The 12,716-nt window shown below is 74.2% G+C and carries 9 protein-coding genes; 6 read left to right on the forward strand and 3 right to left on the reverse strand.

Annotated elements, in window-relative coordinates; genetic code table 11:
- Positions 1–52: 52 nt before the first annotated feature.
- Positions 53–3,292 (forward strand): sugar-binding protein, encoded by a 3,240-nt coding sequence (locus O7599_RS04310; protein ID WP_281620742.1) that lies wholly within the window; start codon positions 53–55, stop codon positions 3,290–3,292.
- A gap of 67 nt (positions 3,293–3,359) precedes the next feature.
- On the opposite strand, the gene O7599_RS04315 is transcribed toward O7599_RS04310, so the two are convergent.
- Positions 3,360–4,928, reverse strand: a complete 1,569-nt coding sequence (locus tag O7599_RS04315) for a glycoside hydrolase family 32 protein (protein WP_281620743.1) — start codon at positions 4,926–4,928, stop codon at positions 3,360–3,362.
- 163 nt (positions 4,929–5,091) lie between these two features.
- On the opposite strand from O7599_RS04315, the gene O7599_RS04320 reads away from it, so the two are divergent.
- From O7599_RS04320 to O7599_RS04335, 4 genes are read left to right on the forward strand one after another with little or no spacing between them, the layout of a single operon-like run.
- Positions 5,092–6,501, forward strand: a complete 1,410-nt coding sequence (locus O7599_RS04320; RefSeq protein ID WP_281620744.1) for an extracellular solute-binding protein — start codon at positions 5,092–5,094, stop codon at positions 6,499–6,501.
- Positions 6,498–7,514, forward strand: coding sequence for an ABC transporter permease subunit (locus O7599_RS04325; RefSeq protein ID WP_281620745.1), 1,017 nt, complete (start codon positions 6,498–6,500; stop codon positions 7,512–7,514). The genes O7599_RS04320 and O7599_RS04325 overlap by 4 nt, the downstream gene beginning before the upstream one ends.
- A 13-nt stretch (positions 7,515–7,527) precedes the next feature.
- On the forward strand, positions 7,528–8,379 hold the full coding sequence (locus O7599_RS04330; protein WP_281620746.1) for a carbohydrate ABC transporter permease: 852 nt from the start codon (positions 7,528–7,530) through the stop codon (positions 8,377–8,379).
- Positions 8,376–9,869, forward strand: coding sequence for a glycoside hydrolase family 32 protein (locus O7599_RS04335; RefSeq protein WP_281620747.1), 1,494 nt, complete (start codon positions 8,376–8,378; stop codon positions 9,867–9,869). Before O7599_RS04330 ends, O7599_RS04335 begins: the two co-directional genes overlap by 4 nt.
- Here the strand turns inward: O7599_RS04335 and O7599_RS04340 are convergent.
- Positions 9,832–10,896, reverse strand: a complete 1,065-nt coding sequence (locus O7599_RS04340; protein WP_281620748.1) for a LacI family DNA-binding transcriptional regulator — start codon at positions 10,894–10,896, stop codon at positions 9,832–9,834. The genes O7599_RS04335 and O7599_RS04340 overlap by 38 nt on opposite strands.
- 227 nt (positions 10,897–11,123) lie before the next feature.
- On the opposite strand from O7599_RS04340, the gene O7599_RS04345 reads away from it, so the two are divergent.
- On the forward strand, positions 11,124–12,107 hold the full coding sequence (locus tag O7599_RS04345; protein ID WP_281620749.1) for an acetylxylan esterase: 984 nt from the start codon (positions 11,124–11,126) through the stop codon (positions 12,105–12,107).
- Here the strand turns inward: O7599_RS04345 and O7599_RS04350 are convergent.
- On the reverse strand, positions 12,104–12,679 hold the full coding sequence (locus O7599_RS04350; protein ID WP_281620750.1) for a TetR/AcrR family transcriptional regulator: 576 nt from the start codon (positions 12,677–12,679) through the stop codon (positions 12,104–12,106). The two genes, O7599_RS04345 and O7599_RS04350, sit on opposite strands and share 4 nt — an antisense overlap.
- Positions 12,680–12,716 lie beyond the last annotated feature (37 nt).

Below are 12,716 nucleotides of genomic sequence, written 5' to 3' on the forward strand. Positions count from 1 at the left end.
CAGAAGACGTTCACGCACCACGTCCGAGAGCCGCTAGCAGAAAGGCGCTGCGATGAACGCTCCACCACCACCCCCCACCGGCCGGACACGGCGGCTGCGCAGAACCGCGGCCGCCCTCGTCGCGGCCACCGCCGTCCTCCTCGGCACCCTGACCGCGGCGACGCACACCGCGGCCGCGGCCGAGCCCGACCTGTCCTCGGCGTTCGACGGCTGGGCGCAGGCCCGTCCCGGGGGCGCCGACGTGACCTTCGGCGCCGACGCCGCCGACCCGCGGGAGGGCACGACGGCGCTGAAGATCGTCAACCGGACGCCGCGCAAGCCGGAGACCTTCGCCACCCTCACCCGGTCGGTGCCGGTCGAGCCGTCCACGACGTACGAGTTCAGCGCCTGGACGAGGTCCGAGGGCCTCCCCGACCTCGGCGTCCAGATCACGCTCAGCCCCGACTGGAGCGAGCGTCACACCTTCCCCGGCGGCGCGTACGGCTGGACCGAGCGCACCTGGACCTACACCACGAAGGCCGACCAGAAGACGCTGGACTACCGGATCATCACCCAGGACGAGACACCCGGCTTCTGGCTGGACGGCCTCACGATGACGGCCCCCGGCAGCGACGAGAACCTGCTGGGCAACGCGGGCTTCGAGCGGCACGCCCCGCCCAACCTCATCACCTCCCCCGCCCTCGTCTTCACCGAGGGCGAGGCCGCCGTACGGCTGCGGACCCTGCCCGGGATCACCGGCCCCGCGCGCTGGTCGGTCGCGGACGAGCAGCACCGCCCGGTCGACTCCGGCGAGGTCGGCTACGCCGACGGCGAGGCCGTCCTCGACCTCGGCCACCTGCGCCCCGGCTACTACCACCTGGAGGTCACCCTCCGGGGAAGCTCGCAGCCCGCCGTGACCCGCACCCGGCTCGCGGTCCTCGACCCGCTGCCGCCCGCGGCGCAGCGCCCGTCCTCGCCGTTCGGCGTCGCCGTCCACCTCGGCGACGGCAACGCGGTCAACGGCCGGCTCGCGGAGCTGGCCGGGCAGGCGGGCATCGCGCACGCGCGCAGCGACGTCACCTGGGACCGGGTCGAGAAGTCGCCCGGCGCGTACACCTTCCCCGAGGGCTACGACCTCGACTGGCAGCGCTTCGCCGCCAACAAGGTCCGCCCGCTGCCGCTGTCCACGTACCGGAACCCGCTGTACGACGGCGGCAGGACCCCGTCCACCCCCGGAGGGCTGGCCGCGTACGCCGCGTACACGAGCGCGATCCTGGACCAGTACGGCGGGCTGTCGAAGGACGTCGAGGTCTACAACGAGTTCAACATCCACTTCAACGACGGCGCCTGCGGCCGCACCCCCGCCTGCTACTACGACATGCTGCGCGCCACCGCGCAGCGGGTGAAGGCCGACCACCCGGACGCCACCGTCGCGGGTCCCGCCACCTCCGGGCTCGCCCTCGACTGGGTCCGGGAGCTGCTGCGCCTCGGCGGGGCGGAGTACCTGGACGCCGTCTCCGTGCACCCGTACCGCCACCCCAACGCCCCCGAGGGGATCGACGACGAGATGGCCGCGCTCGGCAAGGCCATCCGGGACCACAGCGGCGGGAAGGACCTGCCGGTCTGGCTGACCGAGCTGGGCTGGCCCACGCCGGAGGGCGGCACCACGCGCCTGGCGCAGGCCGACTACCTCGTCCGGTCCCAGGCCCTCGCGCTCGGCGGCGGCGTCGAGCGCTTCTACTGGTACGACCTGCTGAACGACGGCACCGATCCACACGACAACGAGCACAACTTCGGCCTGCTGGACTGGCCGTCGAAGGGCGTGACGACGGCGCTGGCGCCCAAGGAGTCGTACGTGGCGCAGTCGGTGACGGCCCGGCAGCTCGCCGGCCGGTCCTTCGCGGGCAAGGACCCCGTCGCCGAGCCGGCGTACTCGTACCGCTTCGGCACGGGCCGCGACACCGTCCGCGTGATGTGGGCGGCGCCCGGGCCGCGGCCGGCGACGCTGCGGGCCGCCGGGCCGGTCGAGGTGACCGACGCCTACGGCAGGTCCACGACGCTCCGGCCGTCCGGCGGAGTCGTACGCCTCGACCTCGACGGACAGCCGGTGTTCGTGTCCGGCCCGGTCCGGGACGTGTCCCTCGCCGCCGCGCCTCCGCTCTCCCTCGCGGCGCCGGAGAAGGCCGCCACCGGCGACACCCTGCCCGTCACGCTCACGGTCGACCGCACCGGCGACGCCGGCCGGTCCGTGCCCGGCACGCTCAGGGTGGACGTCGAGGGCGTGAGCGAGCGGGTCCGCGCCCCCGCGGGCGAGGTCACGAAGACGACGGTCGAGGTACCCGCGGGCGACCGCCTGCAGGAGCGGCACCTCGTCGCCGACGTCGCCGCGGGCGCGCGTCCGCTGGCCCGGCTGACGGCGCGGACCGAGGTGAAGGAGCCCACCACGCTGACGGCCGACCCCGTGGTCACCGCCGCGGACCCGACCGCGGGCGAGGTGCGGATCACCCTGGCCAACAACCGCCTGGGCGCCGAACTGCCCGTCGAGGGCGTCGACTGGTCGATCGGCGGCGCGACCGGCTCCGAGACCGGGATCGGCGCCGTGCCGCCCGGCTCCTCGCGCACCGTCACGGTGCCGGTGGCGGACGCCGTGCCCTGGCGGGCGTACGAGCAGCGGGTCACCGCCCGGCTCCCCGGCCGGGAGCCGCTCACGCTCTCCGGCACCACGGGCTTCAACCCGGTGCAGCGGGACGGCGCGACGACGACGGCACCCGTCGACCTCGCCGAGGACGCGGAGTGGTCGGAGTACACCGAGCCGTGGGGCGGCGCCGCGGACCTGTCCGGTCCGCTGCGGTTCGCGTACACGGACGACGCCCTCGTGCTGCGGGCCGACGTCACCGACGACACGCACGCGCAGGACAACCCCGCGTCCACCATGTACAACGGCGACTCGGTCCAGTTCGCCGTCAGCCCGCGGCTGCCGGGCCGGTCCGCGGAGCTGACCGAGATCGGCGTGGCGGGGCTGGAGGACGGGCCGGTGGCGTACACCTTCCTGGCCTTCGGCGGCGCGCAGACCGGAGGGCCGACGCCCGGCGCGGAGACCACGGTCACCCGGGCCGGCGGCACGACCTCGTACGAGGTCCGCGTGCCGTGGACGTCGCTCGGCCTCAAGGGGCGGCCCACCGCGCCGATCGGCCTGTCCGTCATGGTCAACGACGACGACGGGCAGGGCCGCACCGGGTTCCTGGAGTGGGGCTCGGGGATCGGGCGTACGAAGGACACCGCGCTGTTCCGGCCGGTGCAGTTGATGGACTGAGGAACGAAAGTCCGCGCGGACCCCGGGCGATCCGCCCGGGGTCCGCGTGTCCCCGGGCGGACCGGCGTCAGACCGCGAACTCCCGGATCACGGTGTTCCGGAAGACCGCCGTGCCGTCGAGGGTGAACAGCGCGAGGCCGGTGTCGGCCGGGTTGGGGAACGCCTCCGCCGAGTGGGTGTAGCGGCCGTCGTCGAAGAACACCTCGACCGAGGTGCGGTCGACGAGGACGCGCATCGTCACCCGGCGGGCGGCGGGGTCGAGCGGTGTCCTGCTCTCCTGCCACCGGCCGCTGGCGTCGGGGTTGGGCACGCCGCCGCGGTTGACGAAGGCGTAGGTGCCGTAGACGCCGGCGTCGACGTGCCGGGCGCCGTCTGCGGAGCGGCGCATTTGCAGGCCGGCGCCGGTGACCTGGTCCCAGGTGAGCTCGGTGGTGAGTTCGTACGCGGTCCCGGTGTAGTCCAGGACGCGGTGGCCGGTGACGTCGAGGTCGCCGAGGGGGACGGTGCGGGAGACGTGGGCGTCCAGGCCGGCGGTCGGGCGGGAGGCGAGGTAGAGGGTGCCGCCGGCGTCGCGCCTGAGCGTGATCTCGCGGACGATCGAGTCGGTGCCGTTGAAGCCGTCGGCCTCGATGGTGGGAGTGACGTTCGCGTACTCCCAGTTGTTCAGCCAGCCGACGGCGTAGCGGGTGCGCGGGTCGATCGAGCCGCCCGCGCTGCGGCGTTCGAAGGTGACGGCGGCGTACCAGTCGAAGCCGTGGTCGAGCCACTGCGGGTCGGCCGCGTCGGGGGTGAAGGCGGTGCCGTCGAAGGCGCCGGTCCAGTAGGCGTACGTGTTCGGCAGCCCGGCGCCCTTGCCGTTGGCGCTCACGCCGAGCACCCAGCGGCCGGTGCCGTCGTCCGCGGTGAGGTGGAAGAGGTCGGGGCACTCGAAGACGCCGAGCCCTTCGCGGACGAAGCCGCCCGCGTACGTCCACCGCTTGAGGTCGTCGGAGTGGTAGAAGCCGACCTTGGTGTGCTCGGCGAGCGCCATGACCCAGCGCCCGCGCTCCTCGTCGCGGATCACCTTGGGGTCGCGGAAGTCCTTCACGCCCGGGTTGGCGAGCACCGGGTCGGTGCCGTGGGGGGTGAAGGTGCGGCCGCCGTCGGTGGAGTAGTAGAGGTACTGGGCCTGGGTGTGCGCGTTCGGGTCGGGCTCCATGGTGGCCAGGACGACGACGGCGCCCGCGCCGAAGCCGGCGGTGTTCGCGGTGTCCACGACCGCGCAGCCGGACCAGACGTCGCCGTTCGCCGTGGTGTCCTTCGGCACGGCGATGCCGCGGTCCTCGAAGGCGGCCAGGTCAGTGCTCGTGGCCAGCCGCCAGGCGGTGCCCGCGGTGGTGCCGCCGGTGAGGTAGTCGGCGTTGTAGAGGTAGTAGTAGAGGTACTCGCCGTTCACCCAGACCGGCCGCTGCGGGTCGTTCTTCCACTGGTCGGGGACCGTGAGGTGGTACTCGGCGCGGTAGCCGTCGGCGGCGGCGGGCGCCGGACGCGGCGCCCTCGTGAGCGCCGGCGCCGCGGCGGGGACCGCCACGGCGGCGGCCCCGAGTCCGGTGGCCCTGAGCAGGGTTCTCCTGGTCGTCCCGCGTTCTCCAGGCATGCTGGGTTCCTCCTCCTATGGGGGTGGTGAGGTCGGCGGTGCGCCGCTGCGGAACTGTATTACTAACTCGTTAAAGGTCAATGCTTCCCGCCCCTTGACAGCCCTGCAGCAGGGTCCACATCATCTGGATGCCACCTTCGGCTAACACGAGTTAGGCCCTTCGATGACCCACCCGTACCTCAACCGCCGCAGCCTGCTGCGGTACGGCGCCTACGGCGCGGGGGCCGCCGCCCTCGGCGGCACCGCCGCGAACTGGGACCGCCTCACGGGTGCCGACATCCCCGCCCGCGACGACGGTGCGCTCGTCGTGGCCACCCTCGGCACCGCCGTCGACCCGGCGACGCGGAGCGCGCTGAGCGAGGGATTCGGCAGGCTCCACCCCGACATCCAACTCCGGCTGGTCGCCGTTCAGGCCACCGACTGGTCGGACTTCTTCGCCAAGATCCTCACCCAGATCGCCGCGGGGCGCGCACCCGACGTCGTCTACGTGGCCACCGAGGGCGTGCAGCTCTTCGCCCGCCGGCTCGGCGTGCCGCTGGACGGCTGGCTGCGGCGCGACGCCGACGAACTGCGCGCGTACTTCGCCGACGTCCACCCCTCGCTGGTCGAGTCGATGATGTACGAGGGCAGCCTCTACCAGCTCCCGCTGGAGTTCAACGCCGCCGACGTGTACCTCAACACCGGCGTGCTGAAGCGGGCCGGCGCCCCGCTGCCCCCGGCCGACTGGACCCGCGACGACTTCACCGCGCTGCTGCGCGCCATGAAGGACTCGGCCGGCTCCGGCTTCACGCCGTACTTCTGGACCAACCGGCTGTGGGGCGGCGTCGTCCCCTGGCTCTTCGCCAACGACACCAACCTGCTCGCCGAGTCGAAGGCCCCCGGCGGCGCCTGGCTGTGGGACACCTTCTACCCGCCCGAGCAGCGCCACGGCCGGGGCGGCGGCTACCGCTGGCGCACCCCGCAGGCCACCGCGGACCGCGTCGAGGAGGTCTACGACCACCTCGCCGAGCTGATCCAGCAGCGCCTCTGCTCCCGGCCCGAGGCGGGCGGCGGCAACAACCTCGTCGGCGTCTTCTCCACCGGCCGGGTCGGCGTCACCCCCGCGGGCGGCTTCTGGGCCGGCGGCCTCGCCGCCGCCGGGATGAAGGCGAGCGCGTACGACGTCCAGCACTTCCCGCGCTGGCGCACCCAGCGCCACCAGTACGGCGCCGCGGGCTACGCCCTGCTGCGCACCTCGAAGAAGCAGGACGCCGCCTGGGAGTTCATCAAGTACACCGCGACCACCGAGGCGATGGAGAAGCTGTTCCAGGCGAACCAGACGACGCCCGCCCGCCGCTCCATGGTCGACGCCGCCCGCTACCGCGAGACGGGACCGGCCAACTGGCGGGTCTTCTACGACACCCTCGACGACTACCCCGCGACCGGGCCGATCCCGGCGCCGCCGCAGTCGGCCGAGGTCGAGCAGTTGCTGATCCAGCACACCGGCACCGCGCTGTCCCACCCGCGCGCGGTGCGCGGCGCGCTGCGCCGGCTCCAGTCCGACCTGGAACAGGCCATGGAGCGTGAGATATGAGCGCCGACTCCCAGCCGACGACACAGCCGTCGGCGCAACCGGCAACGCAGCCGGCCCCGCAGCAGGCGACCCGGCCGGCGAAGGCGCCGCCGGACCGTACCCCCGGACACGCCGCGCCGCGCCGCACCTCGTCCGCCCGCGGCCGCGGCACGCGGCTGCTGGCCGCCCTGTTCCTGGCGCCCACAGTCGTCGGCATCGCCGTCTTCACCGTGGTGCCGATCGCCGGCTCCGTCGTCCTCAGCTTCTTCCACTGGGACGTGATCGACTCCCCGCGGTACGCCGGCGCGGCAAACTACCGCGAGGTGTTCACCGACGACACCGTCCTCGTCTCCTTCCGCAACACCCTGATCTTCATGGTGTTCGCGGTCGGGCTGCAGTTGCTGCTCGCCCTGGTCCTGGCGATCGCGGTCGACGGCAGGATGCCGGGCTGGCTCCGCTCGGCGTTCCGCTCGGCCTTCTTCTTCCCGCTGATCCTCTCCGCCGCCTCGGTCTCGGTGGTGATGAAGTACCTGTTCAACCAGGACTTCGGGGCCGTCAACTGGCTGCTCGGCCACGTCGGCGTCGATCCGGTGCCGTGGCTGACGTCGGAGAACTCGGCGATGGCCGCCGTCGTCCTGGCGTACGTCTGGCAGCAGTTCGGCTTCTCCTTCCTCCTCTTCGTCGGCGGGCTCAACAACATCCCCCGGGAGATCCACGAGGCCGCGGCCCTGGACGGCGCCACCGGGCTGCGCCGGCACCTCGGCGTCACGCTGCCGCTGCTCTCGCCCACGCTGCTGGTCGCCTCGGTCGTCGGGATCATCAACGCGCTGCAGGTCTTCGAGCAGCCGTACGTCCTGACCGACGGCGGCCCCGGGGACTCCACCCGCACCGTCGTGATGGTCATCTACCAGACCGCCTTCGAGCAGCTCCGCTTCGGGGAGGCGTCCGCCGTCGGCGTGCTGCTCTTCGCCCTGATCATGGCGATCACCGCCCTGCAGTTCCGGCTCAGCCGGCGATTCGTCCACTACCAGTGAGCCGGGAGAACCCATGAGTTCCGCCCCCACCGCACCCCGGCTGAGGCACGGCTTCGCGCCGTGGGCCAGGATCACCGGCCTGGTGGTCTGCGCCCTGCTGACCCTCGGCCCGGTCCTGTGGACCGTCTCCACCTCGCTCCGCGCCCCGGCCGAGTCCTTCGACCTGCCGCCGCAGATCGTTCCCACGGAGCCCACGGCCGACGCCTACCGGCAGGTCTTCGACCAGGTCGACGTGTGGCTGCTGGCCCTGAACTCCACCCTGGTGACCGGGCTGATCGCGGCCGGCCAGATGCTCACCGCCGGGCTCGCCGGCTACGCCTTCGCCCGGCTGGAGTTCCGCTTCAAGAGGACGCTGTTCGCCGTCGTGCTGGCCACCATGATGGTGCCGCTCCAGGTCACGATCGTGCCGGTGTTCCTGGTGCTCAAGGAGATGAGCCTGACCGACACCCTGCTCGGTCTCATCATCCCCGCCTTCCCCACCGCGTTCGGCACCTTCCTCATGCGCCAGTACTTCCTCGGCATGCCGCGGGACCTGGGCGAGGCCGCGATGATCGACGGCGCCGGGCCGTGGCGGATCTTCCGCTCCGTGTACGCGCCGCTGGCCGCACCGGGCCTCGCGATCGTCGGCGTGCTGGCCTTCAACTACCACTGGAACGAGTTCTTCCGCCCGCTGATCCTGGAGACCTCCACGGAGAACCACACGCTGCCGCTCGGCCTCGTCTCGCTCCAGGGCAACCTCGGCACCGGCTCCATCTCGGTCGTCCTCGCCGGCGTCGTGCTGTCCATGATCCCCGCCATCGCCGTCTTCGTCGTCGGCCAGCGCCCTCTGCGCGAGGGCATCACGTCCGCAGGAGTCAACCGTTGAGCCACGCCCCCGGGTCCGCCGGTCCGCACGCCCCCGGTACCACCGACCCGCATGGCGCGGGGTCCACCGACCCGCACGCCCCCCGGCACCACGTACGACCGCCCGCCAACTGGGCCAACGACCCCAACGGGCCGTTCCGCTGGCGCGGCCGCTACCACCTCTTCTACCAGCACAACCCGTACGCGCCCACGCACACCGACATGCACTGGGGCCACGCCTCCAGCCCCGACCTCGCCCGCTGGACCCACCACCCGATCGCCCTCACCCCGACGCCCGGCGGCCCGGACGAGGCCGGCTGCTGGTCCGGCTGCGTCGTCGACGACGCCGGCGTGCCCACCGCCGTCTACACCGGCATCGACCACCGCCACACGGGCCTCGGCACCCTCTGCCTGGCCCGGGCCGCCGACCCGGAGGACCGGCACCTGGAGCGCTGGCGGCCCGAGCCCGGGCCCGTGGTGGCGGGTCCGCCGGACGGCCTGGAGGTGACGATGTTCCGCGACCCGTTCGTCTTCTCCCACGCCGGCCGCCGCTGGTCCCTCGTCGGTGCCGGCCACGCCGACGGCACCCCCTCGGTGCTGCTGTACGACTGCACGGACCTGACCTCCTGGCGCTTCGCCGGCATCCTCCTCGACGGCCGCGATCCGGTGGCCGCCGACGCGTTCGGCGACAAGGCCGTCGGCTGGGAGTGCCCGCAGTTGCTGCGCACGCGCGGCGGCGGATGGGTGCTGGCGGTCGCCCTCTGGGACGGCGACCCCCGCGCCACCGGCTACCTCGCCGGCACCCTGGAGCCGGACGCCGCGGGCGGGCTCGCCTTCGCGCCCCGCACCGGCGGGCGCCTTGACCACGGCCGCGACTTCTACGCGCCCGCCGTGCTGCAGGACGACGCCGCGGGGCGGGCCCTGCTGTGGGGCTGGTCCTGGGAGTCCCGCGCGCGGGAGGAGACCGAGCGGGCCGGCTGGGCCGGCGTGCTCACCTCCCCCCGCGTCGTCGACCTCGGCCCCGACGGCACCCTGCGGACGGCGCCGGCTCCGGAGCTGGAACTGCTGCGCGCCGCCGCACCGTTCGTCACCGCGCCCGTACGCACCCCGCTGCCCGTCGCGTACGACCTGAGCGTCATTGCCCGTACGCCCACCACCGCGAGCCTGCTGCGGGCGGCGTCCGGCGCGGAGCTGACGCTCCGCCTGGACCCGGCCACCGGCACCGTGACGCTGGACCGCTCCGGCTGGCCCCGCGCGCGCGGCGACGGCGCCGCGCCCCTGGTGCTTCCCGCCGGCCCGCCCGGGGCGCCGGAGTTGGAGGTCCGCGTCCTCGTCGACGGCTCCCTGCTCGAAGTGTTCGCGGGCGACCGCGCGGTCGCCACGGAGCGGGTCTACCGCCGGCCCGACGACGTGGCCGAGCTGGCCGTCACGAGCGGCGGGGCCGGCCCGGGCGGCGCGGGCGACGGGGCCGCGGTCACCGGCTGGGCGCTGGTCCCACCGACGCCCGGCTGACCACCGGGCAGGTGAGCCTGCGGACGGTGGCGGGGGGCGCGGCGCCGGTGCCGATCGCGGTGAGCAGCAGCCGCGCCGCCTCCTCCCCCATCTCCCGGTGCGGCAGCCCGACCGTGGTCAGCGGCGGGTCGAGGTAGGCGGCCATGTGCTCCTGGTCGTCGTAGCCGACCACGGACAGCTCCCCTGGCACGGCGAGACGAAGCTGTGCCGCGGCGTGCAACACCCCCGCCGCGACCCGGTCGTTGTAGCAGACGATGCCGGTCGGCCGCCGGTCCGCGGCGGCCCCGGCGAGCAGCCGCGTCGCGCCGGTGCGTCCGGCGGTGATCTCCCCCCCGGCGCGTACGACCCACTCCTTCGGCACGGTCACGCCCGCGCCGCGCAGGGCGTCCCGGAAACCGCGCAGCCGCTCGGCCGTCGCGATGTCGTCGAGGCCGCCGACCATGGCGATCCTCCTGTGCCCCGCGTCCAGCAGCAGCCTGGCGGCCGCCCGGCCGCCGGCCCGCTCCGCCGGGATCACGGCGGGCAGCGAGTCGTCCTCCGCCAGGCAGTTGGCGAGCACGGCGGGGGTGTGGTGCAGCCCGGCGGGCACCCGGACGCGGCGCAGGGACATGGCCGCGTAGATGATCCCGTCCACCCGCCGGTCCGTCAGTTCGGCGACCGCCGCGTCCTCCTTGGCCCCGTCCCCGCCGGAGTCCACGGTCAGCACGAGGTGCTCGCTGTCCCAGGCGGCTTCCATCGCCCCGCGCAGCAGCCGGCCCGCGAACGGCGACGAGGCGATCTCGTCGGTGACCAGTCCGAGCACGGCCGTACGACGCCGGCGCAGCCCGCGGGCCACGGCGTTGGGCCGGTAGCCGAGCCGCTCGGCGGCGCGGCGGATCCGCTCCTGCGTCTCGGCCGAAAGGTTGCCCTCCGCGCGGCCGTTGAAGACGAACGAGACCGCGGTGTGCGAAACGCCAGCGAGCCGGGCGACGTCGCGCGACGTGGGGCGCGCGAGGCCCGCCGGATCCCCGTTCCCGTCCCTGCTCATGCCCGTCGGCCCGTCCTTGCCGCCCGCCACCGCTCTGCTCGATCGCCCCACCCTAACCCGGGAAAGGCCGGGCCCGGACCGCGGACCGGGGAGCCGTCGGCCCGGGGTGACGCGCCGTCCGGTGTGTGCGCGGTTCTCCGGCCCGGCGCCGTGTACAGACCGGCGGCGCGCGCGTTGAATCGGCACGGACGGGACCGTACTTCGCTCAGTGACGACCAGGAGGACGGGTGGCACCCACCCCCGAGCAGACCTTCGGCTTCGACCCCACACACGGCTACGACCTGGACAGCCTGCTCGCGGTCCCGGCCCCCGCCGCGCCCGCGGACTTCGACGGCTTCTGGCGCGGCCGGTACGAGCAGGCCCGGGCGGTGCGCGTGGCCCCCGCGACCGGCGCGCGCACCGTAACCGCGGGGGCCGGGGCGGCGGAGGTGTACGAGGTCGCGTACACCTCCGTGGGCGGGCTCCGCGTCGGCGGCTGGCTGACGCTGCCGGCGGACGGCGAGGTGCGGCAGGGCTGTGTCGTGACCCACGGCTACGGCGGCCGGCAGGCCCCGGACCCCGCGCTCCTGCCCCCGGGCACGGCGGCCGTCTGGCCGTGCCTGCGCGGCCTCGGCGCCCGCAGCCTGCACCCCGGCCTGCCGTCCGACGCCGCCGCGCACGTGCTGCACGGCATCGGCTCGCGCGCGTCGTACGTGCACGGCGGCTGCACCGCCGACGTGTGGTGCGCGGCGACGGCGCTGCTGGAGCTGGTACCGGCGGCGGCGCGCCGGCTGACGTACGCGGGCACGAGCTTCGGCGGCGGCATCGGCGCGCTCGCGCTCCCCTGGGACGACCGCTTCGCCGCCGCGGCCCTCACGGTGCCCAGCTTCGGCAACCACCCGCTGCGCCTGACCCTGCCCTGCACCGGCAGCGGCGAGTCCGTCCGCCGGTACCACGCCGCGCACCCCGAGGTCGCCTCCGTGCTGGCCTACTTCGACGCCGCCACGGCCGCCACCCGCATCACCGTCCCCACGCACGTCGCCCCCGCCCTCCTGGACCCGGCCGTCCCGCCCCCGGGCCAGTTCGCCGTCCACAACGCCCTGCGGGGCCCGAAGGAACTCCGCGTCCTCACCGCGGGCCACGTGGAGCCCTCCGACCCCGAGGAGGAGGCGGCTCTGCGCGACGCCCAGCGCGACTTCCTCGTGACGGCCTGCCCCCGGGAGCCGGGCTAGCGGCCGCCGTCCGCATCGGGGGCGCGGTCGAGGATCAGGTCGGCGGCGCGGGCGACGACCTGGGCGCGGGTGCGGTCGCCGTGGTCGGCGGCGAGGAAGTGGGCGCCGATCGCCACGCAGAAGGCGATCAGGCTGCGGGCCTCGACCTCGTCGGGGTCGGAGCAGAAGGTTCCGATCATGTCGCGCAGCAGGTCCATGCGCACGTTGTCGACGCGGCGCAGGCGCGCGGCGACCGCCTCGTCGCGGCGCGCCCAGTCGCGGACCGCGAGATCGATGGGGCGCAGGCGGTCGTCGGAGAAGGTGAGCCGGCCCGCGCGGTGGATCTTGGTCTTCGGGTCGCCGCCCTCGCGTTCGACGCGCCCGATGACCTCGTCGGTGCTCTCCCGCTCCCAGGTGTCGAGCATCGCCTCCAGCAGGGCGTTGCGGTCGGCGAAGTAGCCGTAGAACCCGCCCTTGGTGACGCCGAGGTTCTTCGCCAGTGCCTCGACGCGGACGGCGTCCGGGCCGCCGGCGGCGAGCGTCCGCAGCCCTTCCTCGATCCATCTGTCACGCGGCGTGCGAGCCGTGGCCACGACGTGTCCCACCTCACTCTTCTCCGGTTATACGCTG

The organism is Streptomyces sp. WMMC500 (genome assembly GCF_027497195.1).
Taxonomy (GTDB): domain Bacteria; phylum Actinomycetota; class Actinomycetes; order Streptomycetales; family Streptomycetaceae; genus Streptomyces.